The organism is Pseudoalteromonas sp. N1230-9, assembly GCF_032716425.1.
Taxonomy (GTDB): domain Bacteria; phylum Pseudomonadota; class Gammaproteobacteria; order Enterobacterales; family Alteromonadaceae; genus Pseudoalteromonas.
Map to the genome: position 1 here is coordinate 3007083 of NZ_CP090419.1, position 19480 is coordinate 3026562.

Here is a 19480-nt window from a genome sequence, read left to right on the forward strand (position 1 = left end):
CTTAAATTAACTTTGTGCTATTGCAAGTACTTATACGAAATGCCAAAAATACGGTACTATAATAAGCATTGATCGTTAATACGTTAAGTTGTTATGTTTGAGACTCTGCATCAAAAAAATACCACGCTACTTTGTCACCCCGCTTATACACAGTTACTCACTTGCGAGTGGTTTGATGCTGACTTTTGGCAACAACAAAATAAAATTGTTGGCGCTAAAAAAGGCCGTGCAACAGCCTGGTTTTTTAAACATGATCAATTAACCGCTGTGTTAAGGCACTACTGGCGTGGTGGCCTTGTTGGTAAACTTTTAACTGATCAGTATCTTTACTTAGGTTTAGAAAAGACGCGTGTGTATAAAGAATTTTCGCTAATGATGCGCTTATCTGAATTGGGTTTGAATGTACCCACTCCAATAGCAGCGAAAGTCACAACTCATGGCTTGATTTATCGTGGCGATATAATTACCCAAGCAGTGAAAGGCGCACAAAGCTTACTCGATATACTTATTACACGAGCCCTGAATCAGGATGAATTAAAAAAAGTAGCAACAACACTCAGTGAATTTCACAACCACGGGGTATATCACGCAGATTTAAACATCAATAACATCTTATTTGACGATAGCGGTAACGTCTTCATTATTGACTTCGACCGTGGTGAAATAAAGCAACCAGAAGCAAGTTGGCGACAAGAAAATATGAAACGCTTGGCACGTTCATTTGCAAAAGAACAAGGCCGTAACGAAGTTATGCATTGGCAGCAAAGCGATTGGCAGTTACTCATTTGTGAGTACCAAGCACAACTAAAACATTAACTAAAATATGTGACTTTTTATGGGAAGCTAACAATATTTTCATTGTTTAAGGTTTCTAAGAAAGCGGCAATATTTTCAACCTCTTCTTCAGTGAGCTTTTTACCTAATTGGTGCCAACCAGTTAAACGAATAGCTTCTTGTAACGTTGCTGCAGCTCCGTCATGAAAATACGGTGCTGTGTTTGCCACATTTCGCAAACTTGGTACCTTAAATAAATAATCATGATCTTTTCTATTGGTCACCTCCCCCATTCCCCTATCATCTCGATTAGGGTATGGGTTTACGATCCCCATTTTCATTGTGAACTGCCCACCTAAAAGACGACCACTATGACAACTTGCACAACTATTCTCTTGAAACTGTAAAAGACCTCGCTTCTCCTGCGCTGTCAGTGCCTCATTATCACCATTCAGGTAGCGATCAAATCGGTCTTTTGTGATCAATGTTCTTTGAAAGGATGCTAACGCTTTGGTTATATTTTCAAAAGTGAGCGCAGGGCTTGAACGAGCAAAGGCATGCTCAAACTCTTTGCTGTATAAAACATTAAGTTTATCAACAGCCTCTTGCTTACTAGCTAACGCCATTTCATGTTCACTTAATAATGGTTCGCTGGCTTGCTGCTCTAGATTTTCAGCCCTTGCATCCCAGTTTTGGGCAAATTGAAAACCAGCATTCCATGTAGATGGGGCATTCCTGCGCCCTTTTATGCCTAAGGCACCTACTGAAACAACCTTAGCATCATGACCTTGCCCTGCATTTAGTAAGTTGTGACATGAATTGCAAGATTGGCTATTGTTGCTAGATAAACGTGTTTCAAAATAAAGCTTTTTACCTAACTGAATTAATGCGGGCGTGTCTGCATCACTGCGTGGCATTTTTTCAGGAATAACACCAAACACAGATAATGCATTCTGACGAAGTGCTTTGTCCTCTATATCGGTTTGCTTTGCATGTGTATTTAAAGTTAAAGAAGCTGATAACACAATAAAAAGTGTTAGCTTCTTAAATAAGACTACAATCAACTGGTTAATATTCATATCGCTGCAAGTTAAATAAAAAAGCGGCTTTAAATAAAACCGCTTTGTTGCATTACTTAATTATTTGAGATCGAAACGATCAGCCTGCATAACTTTGACCCATGCTTTGATAAAATCATTAACAAAACGTTCTTTTGATGTATCGAAAGCATAAACCTCTGCAACGGCTCTAAGCTCAGCTGATGAGCCAAAGATTAAATCAACCGGTGTGGCTGTGTATTTAAGCTTATCAGTTTTTCTATCTACCCCTTCATAGATATCACCATTTCGTTTCCACTTGGTAGACATATCTAATAAGTTAACGAAAAAGTCATTGCTTAGTACACCAGGTTTATCAGTAAAGACACCATGCTTGCTGGAATTATTCGCACCAAGTACACGCATTCCACCCACTAACACTGTCATCTCAGGTACCGTTAACGCTAGTTGGTCAGCTTTATCAACAAGTGCCTCAGTAGGAGATTTGTAATAGCCTTTTTGATAATAATTTTGAAATCCATCTGCTTTAGGCTCCAACAAAGAAAACGAGTTGATATCTGTTTGCGCTTGGGTTGCATCACCTCGACCTGGTGAAAATGGCACTGTTACCTTAAATCCAGCCTCTTTAGCTGCTTTTTCAATGCCTGTAGCTCCTGCAAGTACAATTGTATCTGCGAGAGAAATCTTACGGCCTCCTCGCGACTTTTTGTTAAAGTCATCTTTCACTTTTTTCAGCTTAGCAATCACTTTTGCAGTGTCTTTTGGTGCATTCACAGCCCAGTCTTTTTGCGGCTGTAAGGCAATGCGTGCTCCATTAGCGCCTCCTCGCATATCTGAATTTCGATAAGAAGCAGCCGATGTCCACGCAACTCTGACTAACTCGGAAACGGTTAAACCTGAATTTAAAATATTACTTTTCAGAGTTTTAATGTCGTTTGCATTAACCAGTTTGTAACTTGGCTTGTCTATTGGGTCTTGCCAAATTAGCTTCTCTTTTGGAAACGCATCACCTAAATAGTTATCTCGAGGTCCCATATCACGGTGAGTCAGTTTGTACCACGCTTTTGCGAATGCTAAGCGGTATTCTTCTGGATCGGCTAGGAATCTTTCCGCAATTTTTCGATATGCAGGGTCAAACTTCAATGCCAAATCAGCTGTTGTCATAACTGGCGGATTGAACTTTCCTTTAACATGCGCATCTGGAACCACTTTATGTAAAGACTCATTCGTCGGTACCCAAATAATCGCCCCACCAGGGCTTTTTGTTTTTTTCCACTCAAAGTTTAAAAGGTTAGATAAGTAAAGCGATGTCCAGCGAGTTGGTGATTGCGTCCACGCTCCCTCAAGACCACTTGTAACAGTGTCTTCAGAGTGGCCTTTACCACACTTATTTTTCCAGCCTAACCCTTGCTCTTCAAGTCCAGCAGCACCTGGCTCAGGGCCGATACATTTTGCCGCTTTATGCGCACCGTGCATTTTTCCAAATGTGTGACCACCGGCAATAAGTGCTAACGTTTCTTCGTCATTCATCGCCATACGGGCAAAAGATTCTCTGATGTTAGCCGCTGAATCAACAGGATCAGGAACACCATTTGGCCCTTCAGGGTTCACATAAATCAACCCCATATGAACAGCTGCAAGAGGTCTTTTTAATTTACCATCAGCCTCTCGTCGGTCACTTGCTAACATTTCAACTTCAGGGCCCCAATAAACCATATCAGGCTCCCAATCGTCTTGGCGGCCTGCGGCAAAACCATATGTTTTAAAGCCCATATTCTCAAGAGACACATTGCCTGCAAGTACTATAAGGTCACCCCAAGAAATAAGTTCACCGTATTTTTGTTTAACTGGCCAAAGTAGTCGACGCGCCTTGTCTAAACTTGCGTTATCTGGCCAGCTATTTAGGGGATCAAATCTTTGTTGGCCTCCACCGGCTCCGCCTCTGCCATCAAGCGTTCGATAAGTTCCTGCGGCATGCCATGTCATACGTATAAAGAAAGGACCATAATTTCCCCAGTCTGCGGGCCACCAGTCCTGAGAGTCTGTGAGTGTTTTATTAATATCGCTTTTCAATGCATTCATATCGAGCTTAGAAAATGCTTTCTTATAATCAAAGTTTTCTCCTAGCGGGTTAGAGCGAGAGTCATGATCACGCAGCGGAGCTAGGTCAACCTGATTTGGCCACCAAAATAGGTTTGATTTTGCCTGATTTTGAGCAACATGGCCGCTACCAACAGCGCCTTTAGGCTTGCTCATTTGAGCTTCAGCCGCAATCCCCTCAAAATTAATAATAATAGCCAGCGCACTGGCTATTATGGTGTACTTGCTAACAATACGGTTATTCATAACATAATCCTCAAACTAATATAATTTTTAAACTACCTATTTAAAATCAAGCCAAACACCTAAATAATCTAAAACTAAAACATTAGAAATTTAGAGAAATTAAGCTCAACAGAATTTAAACTCACAAAAATAAACTAATATGAAAACCAACCTCCTTCATATCGAAAAAACGATATAAAACGACCTACCACCCCTTCTAACCTGCTAATGTGTAACTTGTGGTAGGTACGTTTTAAGCTGTGCAAAGCCCTGAAAGTGGTTAGTTACTGCAACTCAAAATTTGCTTACACGATGCAATACCGTGCATGAGTTTTTATGTCGCACAAATGAAAGAACCTCATTATTAACAACGTACTAAAACCTAACCAACGACAGACCTTTTTTAGATACATTAGATGCAAAATACGTTTAAATAAAATCGATTTTATAGATTATATTAATTTATTTTCTTGATTAAATAATGATAAACAACTAGAAAACAAAGCAGATTATAAAATTTCAAAAACAGGTAAGTAGTGAAAAATAATGATAAAAATTTTGATTTTTAAATTTTCAAAATTAAAAAAGCTCATAAAGGAAAAATAAATAGAACACAATATCAGCAAGTTAAAAGCGACTTTTAAATATAAAGATAAACAGGCAGCAAAAAACAGAACTTTAGTTCTATAGTTAGCTGTAATTTACTAGGAAGTAAGAACTTACTTTAAAGGTAAGATTAAAATATGACTATAAAGACTAATCATAGCAGTCATATTTTTCGGCTTGAATTGACCCCTTGCTTGATCTAAATCAGGCTTTTACTTATTAATTAATAAGTAAAAGCCTTTATAAAAATCAGCTACAGACTGGCTGCTTCGTAAAGGGCGGAGAAAAGCCCACCACTTTAGGGTTAGGGTTGTTTAATTTTACTAATCACATTAGAGGTTGAGCACCCGTCAAGAAACTCAAGCACTTCAACTTTGCCACCATGACGCAAAACATGCTCTGCACCTGCAATTTGCTCAACAGTGTAATCGCCTCCTTTGACGAGTACATCAGGGCTGATCGTTTCAATGAGTTTGGCTGGTGTATCATTTTCTTCTACGCTACCAAATGGGATCACCCAATCGACAGAAGCAAGTGCACTTAATACCATTGCACGCTCTTGTAATGGGTTAATTGGTCGTTCAGGGCCTTTTAATCGCGAAATAGACTCATCGTTATTCAAGCCCACAACTAAGCGATCGCCTCTTGCTTTTGCTTGCGCTAAATAACGCACATGCCCCGCATGAAGGATATCAAAGCAACCGTTTGTGAAGACTATTCTCTCACCATTTTGCTTTGCAAACTCAATATGTTGTAAAACATCGTCAAACGGCGTTTGATAGTGCTCACCTGTTTGCTGTAAGTATTGACCAAGTTTACGGCTAAGCTCTTCAGGAGACACGGTTGCGGCACCAAGTTTACTAACAGCAATCCCCGCCGCAAGGTTGGCAATTTCAACAGCATCCTTAGGCGTCATTCCAGCGCCTAACATGACCGCTAAGGTCGCGATAACCGTATCTCCCGCTCCGGTAACATCACTCACTTCAAGCTCTTGAGCTGCAAAGTCAAACTTTTCAGCTTCGCTTATCAAGGACATGCCTTGTTCTGAACGTGTTAATAACATAGCCGCAATACCTGCTTCACTAATAAGCATGCGTGCGCTGTCTGTTAAGCTTTGCTCTGAACCTGTTTGTCCACCAGCAAGTTTAAACTCGTTTAAATTAGGCGTTATGTAGTCTGCACCACGATATAAATTAAGATCCGATGATTTTGGATCGATAAGTACTGTTTTTCCGGCTTTTTTAGCAACCTGAATCATTGCCTGAATCAAGCTAAGTGAACCTTTGTTGTAATCTGAAAACAATACGAAATCGTAATCATCAAGCACTAACTCTAAGCGGTTAAGTAATAATTGGCTGTGCTGCTCAGTAAAGGTTTCTTCTAAATCAAGGCGAACAACTTGTTGATGTCGGCTTATGACACGCATTTTAGAAATTGTAGGTAGCTCACAAACACTGACTAGCTGAGAATCTATTTTTTCCGAGCTTAAAATTGTTTCAAGGATCTGCCCACTTTCATCTTCGCCAACTAGACCTAGCAGCCCTACTTTGCCATCTAAACGGGCTATATTCTTTGCAACATTTGCCGCGCCACCCGCCTTATCTTCAAACTTACTGACTTTAACGATAGGTACCGGCGCTTCTGGGGAAATACGCCCTGAATCGCCATGCCAGTATCTATCTAGCATGACATCACCAACAACCAAAATACGTGCTTTAGAAAGGTTTTTTAGTAACGCTAAATCCATTACTTTTGCTCCGCTACAACCATATCGATGGCTTCACACAACCAATGACCAATAAACATGTGCGCTTCTTGAATACGTGCTGTTTCGTCATTTTTAATAATAATCGGTAACTTCGCGATATCTTTCACTTTACCGCCATCGCGGCCTGTTAAAGCCACAGTATACGCACCAATTTCATTTGCAGCAGCCAGCGCAAGATTAATATTAGGGCTCGTGCCTGAAGTCGTTAAGCCAATCACTAAGTCATCAGCCTTACATAGCGCTTGAACTTGGCGTTCAAATACCGTGTCAAAGTGGTAGTCATTACTGTGTGCTGTCAGAATAGAGGTGTCTGTTGTAAGCGCAATAGAAGCAAGTGGGCCTCGCTCTAATTTATAGCGAACGACAAACTCTGCAGCAAGATGTTGTGCATCGGCTGCACTACCACCATTACCAAACCAAATCACTTTTCCGCCAGCTTGTAATGTACTATGGCATGCTTCAAGAAGCTGCATCACTTCTGGGTGATAGGTTTCCATCGTTTCAAACAACATTTGATGACGGTTTAAACTCTCTAGGTAGCTTGCCGCTACAGAATCAAGATTAGACATAGATATTCCTCAAAAATAAATAACGGCTTCGCTTACCAAAATAATGCAACGGATAACCAAGTATAGTTCTCTCCAAACACATCTTCACCATAGGTCAGTGTTGTCTCGAGTGTGTGTTCATTCCATTGACGTGTATTACTCAATTGAAGTTCAACTGCTTTTTCATAGTCTGCGCTTGTTTGCCCAAATTCATTTAAATAATTACTTTCGTTTTCAATTAAGGTTAACTTACCACGCCATAAAGAACTAAGGCTCTCATTGTAAGTAAGTTCCATACTATGTACTTGAGTAGGTGGCGCATCTGCATAAACCTTCGCAACGCCATCTGCATGAAAATCACTATAACGCTGATCAGCTGCATAGTGGCCAGTCACAAATCCACCCACCGTATTGCCGTTAACTGGATAAATTTCGTTTACATACCATAGGCTGTGCATATTGGTATATTCATACCTTAATGACATGGCATCTGTCATTTTCGGTAAGAAAAAGCCCACATTGCTTACTGTGTTGCCAAATTGATAGTTTTTATGGTTTTTAGTGTCCTCACCGCCATACTCAAAATAAAGTTCAATGGGCATGCCCCAATTAAAGTTTACGGTACTGGTAATTGTCGCGTATTGATCGCCAAGTTCGTTATCTTTACTCCCTGTAAGGCCAGAGTTGTCGTTTCCAGCAGGGTCAAAAAATGCATCAAACACATCACCTGCATCAACCTTACGAGGACCACCACCAAATTGCATCATACGGTTGATGCCAATTTTCCAACCATTGATTGGCTCAATACTAAAATGCGTACCTGCAAGCTTAGGTGTACCACTATGAAGCTCATTTTGATAAAGGATGCCGTTATCAACATGCTCTAATTCTGAATAGTACAGCTCAAAGTCGAAATTCCACCAATTATGTGCTGGCTGAACCATGCCTATCGATACCGATGGCGCTGTTTTTGCGTTGGTAGAAATCACTTGCGCAGAGTGTTTAAATGGTGAGAACCAATGCTCTTTATAACCAATATTTAATTGAAGATCTTCACCAGCAAAACTAACGAATGTGTTGTAATTTACAAACTTATTAGCTTTAGCACGATAATCAAGACCAACTTGCACTAATGTGTAATCGTTCGCACGCCATATGCCTTCAAAAAAGCCTTGCCCCCACTCATCAGAACTCAAACCTCGCTGATTCGCTATTTGTTTGCTGGTATCAGAGTCAACCTGAAGTTTCACGCCGACGCGAGTTATAGCATCATCACTTTGATAAGGTTTAATCTTAGCGCGAATAGCTGCGACCAATGCAGGCTCAGAGCTTTCTAGTTTAGTGAGTGCTGTCTCGACTTCAGCCAACCGATAAGGTTTAGCCATCGGTGTCCCAGAGGTAAGTGCAAATAGTGTATCTAATTGATGATCAAGCTGTGCGTCCATGCCTATAGGTAAGTAGGCTGTGGGCGTTGCAAATAGTGGGGAGGAACAACTAAGTAACACACCTACAATTGAGGCTTTTATCATTTTTAATTTCATAACTACATAGTCCCTATACAAAGTATTTGAAATATTACCAAATTCGACGCGTCGACACACTTAAAACTCTTAAAGATAACTGTTTTTAACATTTTATATTCAGCTGAGCTATGTTCCACGTTATCATAGCGTTTTATCTATGTTGTAGGCACAGTGATGGCGCGTATTTTATACTCCTTGATTTTATATATACTTAGCCCGCTTATTATCTTCTATCTATACGTGCTAAGGGGTAAAAAAAATGGCGGTTATCGTCATCATTTTGCGGAGCGCTTTGGTTTTTTAGCAACTAAAAAGCAAGATATTGTTATTCATTGCGCATCGGTTGGTGAGGTGCTTGCAGCAACGCCGCTCATAAAAGCTATCAAACAACACAATCCCAATTTAAGTATTTTAGTAACATGCAATACCCCGACGGGCCGTGAGCAAATAAAAAACAACTTCCAAGACTCTGTTAATTACTGTTATTTACCTATTGATTTTCCTGACGCCACTCACCGCTTTTTAAAACGAGCTAAACCTCAAGTACTGTGTATTTTGGAAACAGAGCTGTGGCCCAATTTAATGGCGCAAAGCAATAAACGTGGGATTAAAGTGCTTATTTTAAACGCGCGCCTTTCTGTTAAATCACAGCAGGGTTATCAAAAGGTGATGCCACTAACAAAAGTGATTATGAATTCAATCAGTGCTCTTGCAAGTCATAACCAAGATGATGCGAACCGTTTCATTGAGCTTGGTTTAAAGCCTGAAAAGGTGCGAGTATTTGGCTCTATTAAGTTTGATATCACGCCAACAAATGAACAATTAATTAAAGTCGCTGCACTTAAAAGTCAATATAACAACGAGCGATTTATTTGGGTTGCAGGCTCTACTCACCCCGTTGAGCATGAGCTTATTTTAACTGCTCATGAGAAGCTGTTAAAAACGTTACCCAACGCTCTTTTGATTATTGCTCCGCGACACCCAGAGCAATTTGATAAAGTTGCGGAGATATTAAAAAGTTCAAATTTGAGCTTTAGTCGTCGCAGTGAAGATAACTATAACAACCAACAAGTTGTGCTAGCAGACACGTTAGGTGAGTTACAATGCTTATATGGTGTGGCAAACATCAGCTATGTTGGCGGTAGTTTAATAGAACGAGGCGGCCATAACCCATTAGAGTCAGCTGCGTTTTCTGTTGGCGTATTAGCAGGCCCTCATACTTATAACTTTGACCATATTTATCCTGAGCTGATTAGTGCTTTAGGAGCTAAAACCGTTACCGATGAAAATCACCTTGCTGATACGCTTATCGCTTTGAGTACTGATGTACAAGAGACGATTAAGCTTGGTCAACAAGCTGCGAAGTGCGTCGCTAATAACCAAGGTGCTATTAGCAAAACTGTCAATTTAATTGAGCTTTACTTAGAAAGTTAGAATAGATAAATAGAGAAATAACGTGAGTTCAAAGCACACTATGAATCGCCCAGAAAAACAAATGCGCGAATGGGTATCCAGCGTAATTGTAAAATACAATTTTTGCCCCTTTGCCCGTAAAGAAGTTGAAAGTAATTGCATTCATTATCAAATCAGTCAGTCAGTAACGATTGATGATGCGGTAATGGATATGCTTCACGAGTGTAACGAGCTAGACCAACAAGCACAGCGTGAAACAACACTTTTGATGTTTGAGCAAGGCTTTAAGGATTTTGAAGAGTTCTTAGATTTAGTCGATTTAGCCAATGCACTTTTAGCTGCGCAAGGGTATGAAGGTAAATATCAAATAGCCAACTTTCATCCTGACTATGTATTTGCTGACAGTGATGACAGTGATGCTGCTAATTACACCAATCGTGCACCTTACCCAACGCTGCATTTAATTCGTGAAGCCAGCATGAGCGAAGCGCTAGAAAACTACGATGAACCTGAGTCTATCCCAGAGCGTAATATTAAACTTGCAAGACGCAAAGGCATCGACTTTTGGCAACAGTTACTACAAAACAGCATTAATAAAAAATAAAGCCAGCATTGCTGGCTTTTTAGTTAGTACGAAGACTATTTTTTAACCCACTCACCATTTACTTCAATATAATGGCCAGACTTTGTTTTCTCGATGGTTTTTGCTGCTGCAAGGGCTTCCACTTGCGACAAAGACAAGTTATTCTTTTTCGCAAGCTTTAAATACTGCTCTTTACGCTTGGCATTTATATCGTTAATAAGTGCTTTCGCTTCACTATTATTTACCACTAAGCCTAAATAACCCGAGCTATCTTCACCTACTAATCCTTGGTTTTTTGCATCATCTAGGCTAATTGCCCAAGCAGAAAATGATAAACAAACAGCACTAATTAAAGTGATCACATTCAATTTTTTAAGTTGTAATTTACGCATGTTTGCTCCTTAGAATAATTCACTATCATCACTGAACAGGGTATCAAGTTCTTTATCCACTTTAACGCGGATCTCATGGTCAACTTTTACGTTTAAGTTGATTGTAATTGGCTCTTTCGCTGCCACCTCAACACGGTGAGTACAGGCACTTAAAAGCCCTAAAGCTGTTAGCATTACTAACCATTTAGCCATTATCGCTTCCTTTTTTTGCATACTCTTTTTCAACTCTTTGAGTAATTTCGTCACTTAAGCGCAACGCCCTTAATAAGGTGAACACGTTCTCTTCATGGTTATAATTAAAATTAACCGCTTGTTGCTGTTGTTCATTATAGCCTTGTAAGTTTACACCTAAGTGCAACCAACCATCTGGCTTTAAATCTACGCTACTTTTTAGCTGTTTAATAGCTAAGTTTTCTAACAAACTCAGTGTCGTACTCAACTCTTGTTGCTGCGCTTTTACCGCTTCGAAGCCAGCGTTATTAGTGATCAGCAGTTTACCTTCTCCTTGGTTCACTAACTGCCCTTGCTTTACTGCAATACCTTGCTTATTTATCGTAATAGGCAGTGTCCCTGCCAGTCGTCCTGATAAACTAATACCTGACTCTGCATCTAGGGTGACGAGCTTACTAGCATCTATATTCTCAAACTTAGCCGTGACAGTTTGACTATCAAGCAATGGACAAAATTGATTGACAACAAACGCTCCGCCTAACACATGCCCTGTCACCTTTGATACACAAGGCTTATTATTATCAAGATTTAATCGGCCTTGTACTTTTTTTACAACGGCACCCGCTCGCAGTTCATTGAGTGTAAATTTAGTTGGCACAATATTAAGCTGCCCTGAATTAAACGCACCTTCAATATCGACATTAAAGTCATTAGCAAGGTAATCATTATATAGCGCTGCTAATTTTGCGATCCGAATATCACCCTTTGCCTGCTGTAAATTTACATCGCCTTTTATAATCCCTGAAACAACACCATCAGTAATTGTCACGAGCGGTTCGAATTGGGAAATGATAGGGTTGAACTTTGCTATAGCTTGTTCTGGTATCACTAACTCAAATGGATGCGCAACCTTGGACATATGATGGCTGACAAGCGCCTCCAAGCCATCTGCAAACACATGATGCGTTGCTTGTAAGGCTCTGCTTTGCAAAGCATTAGTTACTATTGAGAGCTTATTTAAGGTAACTTTTGGAGTTATTAATTTAGCGGCTGTGGTTTTTGCATCAATATCGGCAAATAATTCACCCACACTTAAGTCGCTATTTACACTGAGCTCATTCTTGATTTTCAAAACTTGAATCTCATTGTAATTTATAGACTTAGCTTGACTACTTACTTTAGCACTTAAGTGTTGCTCATCACTTAGTTGAGTATCAATATGGCTAGTAAACTCAGTTATTTTTAGGTCTGCTAAAAGCGCATTTTTAGCACTTACATCTGCGGTGAGTTTTCCAACTGTAGGCTTAGAGAGCAATTCATTAACACTCAACTTGCCACTAACCTGAATACCATCAGCCTTAAAATCTAAAAATGCAGGGTGTGAACCCAATGACAGCTGAAAATCTGCAGTAACGTTTTTTTCATTCAAATGCGCATTGAGCTTAAATTCATCAATATCTCTACTAATAAAATCAATGCCAACTTGGCTATTAAGTGATGCGAGCGGATCCAGCAAAGAAAGTGTTGTATTACTCACTGTAATCTCACTTTGCCCTTCAGTTGTTAGCAGTTTTACAATTGGGACTGATAGCCGCTCACCTTCAACAGTTACAGGCTGTTCAATTTGTAACTGCCAATTAAGCGGGAACTGCGCTTCAATAAATGATTGGTGTTGTTGATTTGCTGTGGTGTTTAAGCAGTCTCGGTTTGCACTAAGTTGATTTTGTAAAGCGGATAAATCCGCGTATAGATGCTGTTGATTTAATTGGTACTTAGCACTTGCTTGTCCTTGAGTAGTAAAACTTAACTCACATTGCTCGAAAGCGTGCTGATAATTTGCATTAATTACGCTTTCAATCGCAACCGTAATGCCATCAAACCTAAGCTGTGACTCGCTGGTAAAATGGCTATCTTTTGGTAACTCAATGAATCGCTCAGCTATTTTATCATCAAGGGCAATACTGGCTTTGACTTCATAATTAGCGATTACAACGTCTGCATTAAGGTCACGTGAAACCGTAAAATGGTTTAGGCGTTTTTCATGTATTGCCAACCTAATGGGGTTATCGGTAAACGGTGAGACGACATCAAGCTGCTGAATGCTTATTAGCGGTCTTTGTTCAGGCAGTGTTAGAGCAAGCTTTTTAAATTCGGTTTGCGTTGAATTTGATGCTTGTTTGTCTGCCAAGTTACTGACAGTCAAATTAGCTCGGGAAATTGTCACCTGCTGCTTATTAGCAATAATACCTGCTAACTCAATTTGCTGCCCTTGATAGGTTAAGCATAATTTATCGATACTTAAATCAAGCTTGCGAGTTAATGACCAGTCAATACAGTGAAGCTCAACGCCATTTTTACCAAGCATAGGTGTTAAGTACCACGATGTCAGTGGTAACCTGAACAGATACGCCAACAGCACCACGCTTAGCATGACTCCTAGCAGACCAACGCACGCTCGCTTAAAACTCAAAAAACTCTCCTTGCCTTTGAACTTACACTTACTAGCACTATTATAAACAAAAAGGCTGCACTTAATAGTGCAGCCTTTTAGTTTAAACGGTTTGTATGAACCTAGCTTGTATAGCTAAGTTCTAGCCAACGTTTTTACGTGCGTTGCGGAACATACGCATCCATGGGCTATCCTCTGTCCACTCATCTGGGTGCCATGAGTTAGCTACAGTACGGAATACACGCTCTGGGTGCGGCATCATAACCGTTGCACGACCATCAGTAGAAGTAATACCTGTGATACCTTCTGGCGAGCCATTCGGGTTAGCAGGGTATTGCGTTGTTGGGTTACCGTAGTTATCAACAAACTTCACTGCCACAGTACCTGACTCAAGCGCTGCTTTAACTGCATCAGCGTTTGCGAACTCAGCATGACCTTCACCATGTGAAACAGCGATAGGCATACGTGAACCAGCCATACCATTAAAGAATACCGATGGGTTTTCTTGCACTTCTACAAGGCTAAAGCGAGCTTCAAAACGCTCTGACTTATTCGTTACGAAACGTGGCCAGTGCTCAGTGCCTGGGATCAATTCTTTCAATGTTGAAAGCATTTGACAGCCATTACACACACCTAAGCTGAATGTATCTTCGCGGTGGAAGAAGCTTTGGAACTGCTCACGCGCCATCTCATTAAATAAGATTGACTTAGCCCAGCCTTCACCTGCACCCAATACGTCACCGTAAGAGAAACCACCACATGCCACTAAGCCTTTAAATTGCTCAAGTGTTAAACGACCTTCAAGAATGTCGCTCATGTGCACGTCAACCGCTGCAAAGCCTGCACGGTTAAATGCCGCAGCCATTTCTAAGTGAGAGTTAACGCCTTGCTCACGTAGAATCGCCATTTTCGGCTTCGCACCAGTTGCAATATAAGGCGCTGCAACATCTTCGTTTAAATCAAAGCTTAGTTTTACGTTAAGACCTGGGTCTTTTGCGTCAAATTTAGCGTCAAACTCTTGCTTAGCACACTCAGGGTTATCACGACGTGCTTGCATTTGGTAAGTTGTTTCTGCCCAAATAGTACGAAGCTCAGTACGCGTATGGTTAAGAACCACATCATCACCACGAGTGAATAGCACGCGGTCATCAGCGTTTAGTGCACCAATTTCATGGCTGATAGCTGCTAAGCCGTGATCTGCAAGAACCGCTTTTACTGCATCTAAGTCAGCATTTGCCACTTGGATAACTGCACCTAGCTCTTCATTATAAAGCGCTTCGATGTCTGAACCTGTTAAGCCAGCAAGGTCAACAGTTACACCCGTGTGACCAGCAAATGCCATTTCAGCGATAGTCGTGAATAAACCACCATCAGAACGGTCATGGTAAGCAAGTAACTTGTTATCAGCAACAAGCGCTTGCATTGCTTCATAGAAGCCTTTTAATAGTGCTGGGTTATCAACATCAGGTGTTACATCACCTAGTTGCTTATAAACCTGTGCAAGGCTTGATGCGCCCAGTCGGTTTTGACCCGCACCTAAATCAACTAATAATAGTGATGAATCACCTTTATCAGTACGTAGCTGTGGCGTTACTGTTTTACGCACATCTTCAACACGACCAAAGGCAGTAATGATCAGTGATAATGGTGCAGTAACTGATTTTTGCTCACCGTTTTCATCCCATTGAGTTTTCATCGACATTGAGTCTTTACCCACAGGGATAGTTAAACCAAGTGCCGGACAAAGCTCTTCACCCACCGCTTTAACAGCCTCAAAAAGACCTGCATCTTCGCCTGGGTGACCTGCTGCAGCCATCCAGTTTGCAGATAGCTTAATATTTTCAAGGCCACCGATGTTAGCACACGCGATGTTCGTTAGTGACTCAGCCACAGCTAAACGAGCAGAAGCACCGTAGTTTAAAAGTGCAGCTGGTGTACGTTCACCCAGTGACATTGCTTCACCGTGGTAAGTATCAAACGCAGCGGCTGTTACCGCACAGTTTGCTACTGGCACCTGCCAAGGACCGACCATTTGGTCACGCGCAACTAAACCCGTTACCGTACGGTCACCAATGGTGATTAAGAATGTTTTCTCTGCAATCGTTGGTAGGCGTAATAAACGCTGTGCAGCATCTGCCGCATCAATGTTAGCAACGTCTAATGGCTGTGATTGCGCTTTTTTAGATTCCACTTCACGATGCATTTTTGGTGCTTTACCAAGTAAAACATCAAGCGGAAGATCAACAGGGTTGTTACCGAAGTGGCTATCTTCAACCGTTAAGTGGCGCTCTTCTGTCGCTTCACCAATAACCGCATATTGTGCACGTTCACGTTTACAGATTGCTTCAAAGCGCGCGAAGTCTTCAGCAGCAACCGCTAATACGTAACGCTCTTGAGATTCGTTACACCAAATTTCGTGTGGTGCCATACCCGGCTCATCGTTTGGAATATCACGAAGTTGGAATTTACCACCACGACCACCGTCGTCTACAAGCTCAGGGAATGCGTTTGAAAGACCACCTGCACCCACATCGTGGATGAAAGCGATTGGGTTTGCATCACCTAACTGCCAACATTTATCGATAACTTCCTGACAACGACGTTCCATTTCTGGGTTTTCACGCTGTACCGATGCAAAGTCTAAATCTTCGTTTGATTGGCCTGATGTCATACTAGATGCAGCACCACCACCAAGACCGATGTTCATCGCCGGACCACCTAGTGCGATAAGTTTTGCACCTACAGGGATTTCACCTTTTTGAACATGCTCAGAACGAATGTTACCTAAACCACCTGCAAGCATGATTGGCTTGTGGTAACCACGTACCTCGATACCGTTATGGCTTGATACTTTTTCTTCGTATGTACGGAAGTAACCAAGTAAGTTAGGACGACCAAATTCGTTATTGAATGCCGCGCCACCTAATGGACCTTCAGTCATAATATCCAGTGCATTAACGATACGACCAGGTTTACCGAAGTCTGTTTCCCATGGCTGCTCGTAACCTGGAATACGTAGGTTAGATACAGTGAAGCCAACTAAACCCGCTTTAGGCTTAGAGCCTCGGCCTGTAGCACCTTCATCACGAATCTCACCACCCGAACCTGTTGATGCACCTGAGAATGGCGCAATCGCTGTTGGGTGGTTGTGCGTTTCAACTTTCATCAAGATTTCGATGTTTTCTTGATGGTATGCGTACTCGCCTTCATTGTTCGGGAAGAAACGACCCGCTACTGACCCCTTCATTACCGCTGCGTTATCTTTATAGGCAGATAACACGTTTTCAGGGTTTTGCTCGTAGGTGTTTTTGATCATTTTGAACAATGATTTTGGCTGTTCGATGCCATCGATTGTCCAATCAGCGTTAAAGATTTTATGACGACAATGCTCAGAGTTTGCTTGTGCAAACATGAATAATTCGATGTCGTTCGGGTTACGCCCTAACTTTTGGAAGTTTTCTACCAAGTAATCAATTTCGTCTTCTGCAAGCGCAAAACCTTGCTCAACGTTTGCTTTTGCAAGCGCTTCACGGCCACCACCTAAAATGTCAACTGATGACATTGGACGTGGTTCGTCGTGACGGAATAATTTAGCTGCATCAGCCATATCCGCGTGCGTTGCTTCAGTCATACGGTCATGTAATAACGCTGCAACTTCAGCTGTTTGCTCAGCTGATAGATTACCTTCAACGTAGTATGCAATACCACGCTCAACACGGTGAACTTGGCTTAAGCCACAATTATGTGCAATGTCAGTTGCTTTTGATGCCCAAGGCGAGATAGTACCTGGGCGCGGCGTTACAAGTATTAACGTGCCAGCAGGGGTATGCTCGGCGATCGTTGGACCATAAGTAAGCAGCTTTTCTAGCTTTGTTTGCTCATCGGCTGAAAGTTCAGCAGTAAGATCAGCAAAATGCATAAACTCGGCATAAACGTCAGTGACTGGAAGTTGTGCCTGTTGGCAACGCGCTAAAATTTTCTGAACTCTAAAATCGGAAAGTGCTGGTGCACCACGAAGGATCAACATAGGTATTTTCATCCGGGGTTAGGGATTGAACGATATTTTAGGCGCGTATTATAGTGCAAATAACGCCTAGATTTAACTCAAAATTGCGCTTTTATTTAAATAATCTTCATAACCGCTTTTATGTTTGCAACAATCAAGTACCTTAATACGCGTTATTTTTTCGCAGGTTCTTGTTCTGTATGACTTATCTATTTGCAACCTTGATGCCTTTATTAATTTAAAATAGATATATAAAACTATTCGCCAAGTGACGCAGCTTTGAAGTTTTGCTATAACGGTAAGGTAATGGTTTAAGGGGCATTTATAATCTATGCAAAAGTTACTCGCTATTTTTAGTTTAGTGCTCATGTTATGTGCATGCGATATGCAACAACCGCCTTCGCAACTAGCTCATATCAAGGCGCAGAATAAAATCAGAGTTGGCACTTTAGCTGGCGCGAGTAACTACTATCAAGCACCACAAGGTGTGCAAGGCTTCGAGTATGAGCTTGCTCAAGAATTTGCTGACTATGTTGGTGTTGAGCTTGAAATGGTGCCCTTTTTTAACTTATCAGATATGTTCTCCCGCCTAGAAAATGGCGACTTAGACGTAATAGCTTCAGGACTTACGTACAATACGATTCGCGCTAAGCATTATCGCTTCGGTCCAACTTATCGCACCATTAGTCAGAAACTAGTTTACAAACAAGGCCGTGTTCGCCCCCGCGAATTCGACGATTTAACTGGCAACTTAACCGTGCTTGCAAAAAGCAGTCACTCACTTGCTTTACAGCAATTAAAACAACTTCACCCGACTTTGAGCTGGAATGAAACAGAGGACATGGATGAAGAAGAGTTATTGCAAGCTGTGATTGATGGTGAGATTGACTACACCCTCGCTGACTCGCATACATTGTCATTGTTTCGCCGTTACCACCCTAATTTAAGCATTGGCTTTTCGGTCACCCGAAACGATCCAATTGCATGGGTTTTAAGAAAAGATGGTGATGACTCTTTATATGCTTTAATGGTGCCTTTTTTCGGCGATATAAAACAAACGAACCAGCTTTACGTGCTTGAAGAAAAGTACTTTGGCCATGTGCGCCAATTTAACTATGTAAATACCCTTGCCTATATCGAAGCGATTAAAGAAACATTACCTAAATATCAGCCTTGGTTTGAACAATACGCTGGAAATATTGACTGGCGCTTACTTGCTGCACTGAGCTATCAAGAATCAATGTGGAATCCCAAGGCTAAATCGCCTACTGGGGTTCGTGGTATCATGATGTTAACTCAAGCTACAGCCAAACAAGTTGGCGTAACCAACCGTTTAGCACCTGAGCAAAATATCAAAGGTGGCGCTGAATATTTAGCCCAACTAATCTCTTGGATCCCTGAGCGAATTCCACAACCTGACCGTACATGGTTTGCACTCGCTTCATATAATGTGGGTTGGGGGCATGTAAATGATGCGCGTATTATTACCGAGCAAGAAGGTGCCAGCCCTGATAAATGGGCTGATGTGAAAAAACGTTTACCGCTTTTAATTAAAAAACGCTATTACCGTAAAACTAAATATGGCTATGCACGTGGTGATGTTGCAGTGAAATATGTTGATAATATTCGTCGTTACTATGACGCTTTGGTTTGGCTTGATGAAAACGACGCTATTTCAAACCCGAGTGATGAAGAAGCTATAACGCAACAAGAAGACCCTAATTTGCCAGATAATAACGACAAACAGGGTAAACCTGACAATGAGCAACAAGCAGCTAATACTGAACAAAACAAGTTAAACAATAACTAACCGATACTGCAGAAATCAGTTTACTTGTCATCAAATGATCATTATCTTCTAGGA

At 41.2% G+C, this 19480-nt stretch carries 13 protein-coding genes; 4 read left to right on the forward strand and 9 right to left on the reverse strand.

Going from position 1 to position 19480, the window contains the following annotated elements:
* The first annotated feature begins 93 nt into the window (after window positions 1–93).
* Entirely contained in the window at window positions 94–816 is a 723-nt protein-coding gene (locus tag LY624_RS13975; RefSeq protein ID WP_341803246.1) for a 3-deoxy-D-manno-octulosonic acid kinase, read from the forward strand.
* A gap of 17 nt (window positions 817–833) precedes the next feature.
* On the opposite strand, the gene LY624_RS13980 is transcribed toward LY624_RS13975, so the two are convergent.
* The 5 genes from LY624_RS13980 to LY624_RS14000 all read right to left on the reverse strand — a co-directional run bounded on the left by LY624_RS13980 (window position 834) and on the right by LY624_RS14000 (window position 8620).
* Window positions 834–1853 (reverse strand): cytochrome-c peroxidase, encoded by a 1020-nt coding sequence (locus tag LY624_RS13980; protein WP_341803247.1) that lies wholly within the window; start codon window positions 1851–1853, stop codon window positions 834–836.
* 60 nt (window positions 1854–1913) lie between these two features.
* Window positions 1914–4178: a catalase/peroxidase HPI gene (gene katG, locus LY624_RS13985; RefSeq protein ID WP_341803248.1), complete on the reverse strand. Its 2265-nt coding sequence runs from the start codon at window positions 4176–4178 to the stop codon at window positions 1914–1916.
* 889 nt (window positions 4179–5067) lie between these two features.
* A complete protein-coding gene (hldE, locus tag LY624_RS13990; protein ID WP_341803249.1) occupies window positions 5068–6510 on the reverse strand; it encodes a bifunctional D-glycero-beta-D-manno-heptose-7-phosphate kinase/D-glycero-beta-D-manno-heptose 1-phosphate adenylyltransferase HldE in 1443 nt (480 codons plus the stop codon).
* A complete protein-coding gene (locus tag LY624_RS13995) occupies window positions 6510–7100 on the reverse strand; it encodes a D-sedoheptulose-7-phosphate isomerase (RefSeq protein ID WP_130149471.1) in 591 nt (196 codons plus the stop codon). Before LY624_RS13995 ends, hldE begins: the two co-directional genes overlap by 1 nt.
* 32 nt (window positions 7101–7132) lie before the next feature.
* Window positions 7133–8620 (reverse strand): capsule assembly Wzi family protein, encoded by a 1488-nt coding sequence (locus tag LY624_RS14000; RefSeq protein ID WP_130149470.1) that lies wholly within the window; start codon window positions 8618–8620, stop codon window positions 7133–7135.
* 156 nt (window positions 8621–8776) lie between these two features.
* Between LY624_RS14000 and waaA the strand changes: the two genes are divergently transcribed.
* Together waaA and LY624_RS14010 are read left to right on the forward strand one after the other, a co-directional pair.
* Complete coding sequence (waaA, locus tag LY624_RS14005; protein ID WP_341803250.1) at window positions 8777–10036, forward strand: lipid IV(A) 3-deoxy-D-manno-octulosonic acid transferase; 1260 nt, start codon at window positions 8777–8779, stop codon at window positions 10034–10036.
* 40 nt (window positions 10037–10076) lie between these two features.
* Complete coding sequence (locus tag LY624_RS14010; protein ID WP_341804411.1) at window positions 10077–10619, forward strand: DUF1415 domain-containing protein; 543 nt, start codon at window positions 10077–10079, stop codon at window positions 10617–10619.
* 35 nt (window positions 10620–10654) lie between these two features.
* Here the strand turns inward: LY624_RS14010 and LY624_RS14015 are convergent, their stop codons facing one another.
* From LY624_RS14015 to purL, 4 genes are all read right to left on the reverse strand, one after another.
* Window positions 10655–10990, reverse strand: a complete 336-nt coding sequence (locus LY624_RS14015; RefSeq protein WP_130149468.1) for a YdbL family protein — start codon at window positions 10988–10990, stop codon at window positions 10655–10657.
* A 9-nt stretch (window positions 10991–10999) separates the two neighbouring features.
* Entirely contained in the window at window positions 11000–11182 is a 183-nt protein-coding gene (locus LY624_RS14020) for a YnbE family lipoprotein (protein ID WP_062568706.1), read from the reverse strand.
* Complete coding sequence (locus LY624_RS14025) at window positions 11175–13631, reverse strand: YdbH domain-containing protein (protein ID WP_341803251.1); 2457 nt, start codon at window positions 13629–13631, stop codon at window positions 11175–11177. The genes LY624_RS14020 and LY624_RS14025 overlap by 8 nt, the downstream gene beginning before the upstream one ends.
* 121 nt (window positions 13632–13752) lie before the next feature.
* Window positions 13753–17637 carry a phosphoribosylformylglycinamidine synthase gene (purL, locus tag LY624_RS14030; protein ID WP_341803252.1) on the reverse strand — a complete coding sequence of 1295 codons (3885 nt, stop codon included), beginning with the start codon at window positions 17635–17637 and terminating at the stop codon, window positions 13753–13755.
* A gap of 310 nt (window positions 17638–17947) precedes the next feature.
* Between purL and mltF the strand changes: the two genes are divergently transcribed.
* Entirely contained in the window at window positions 17948–19426 is a 1479-nt protein-coding gene (gene mltF / locus LY624_RS14035; protein WP_341803253.1) for a membrane-bound lytic murein transglycosylase MltF, read from the forward strand.
* The last annotated feature ends 54 nt before the right edge of the window (window positions 19427–19480 follow it).

Bases quoted from the DNA above. Each gene is read 5' to 3' on its own strand.
- LY624_RS14010 (WP_341804411.1), top strand. From the start codon at position 10,077: ATGAATCGCCCAGAAAAACAAATGCGCGAATGGGTATCCAGCGTAATT.
- LY624_RS13980 (WP_341803247.1), bottom strand. From the start codon at position 1,853: ATGAATATTAACCAGTTGATTGTAGTCTTATTTAAGAAGCTAACACTT.
- LY624_RS13995 (WP_130149471.1), bottom strand. From the start codon at position 7,100: ATGTCTAATCTTGATTCTGTAGCGGCAAGCTACCTAGAGAGTTTAAAC.
- LY624_RS13975 (WP_341803246.1), top strand. From the start codon at position 94: ATGTTTGAGACTCTGCATCAAAAAAATACCACGCTACTTTGTCACCCC.
- LY624_RS14020 (WP_062568706.1), bottom strand. From the start codon at position 11,182: ATGGCTAAATGGTTAGTAATGCTAACAGCTTTAGGGCTTTTAAGTGCC.
- hldE (WP_341803249.1), bottom strand. From the start codon at position 6,510: ATGGATTTAGCGTTACTAAAAAACCTTTCTAAAGCACGTATTTTGGTT.
- mltF (WP_341803253.1), top strand. From the start codon at position 17,948: ATGCAAAAGTTACTCGCTATTTTTAGTTTAGTGCTCATGTTATGTGCA.
- katG (WP_341803248.1), bottom strand. From the start codon at position 4,178: ATGAATAACCGTATTGTTAGCAAGTACACCATAATAGCCAGTGCGCTG.
- LY624_RS14000 (WP_130149470.1), bottom strand. From the start codon at position 8,620: ATGAAATTAAAAATGATAAAAGCCTCAATTGTAGGTGTGTTACTTAGT.
- waaA (WP_341803250.1), top strand. From the start codon at position 8,777: ATGGCGCGTATTTTATACTCCTTGATTTTATATATACTTAGCCCGCTT.
- LY624_RS14015 (WP_130149468.1), bottom strand. From the start codon at position 10,990: ATGCGTAAATTACAACTTAAAAAATTGAATGTGATCACTTTAATTAGT.
- purL (WP_341803252.1), bottom strand. From the start codon at position 17,637: ATGTTGATCCTTCGTGGTGCACCAGCACTTTCCGATTTTAGAGTTCAG.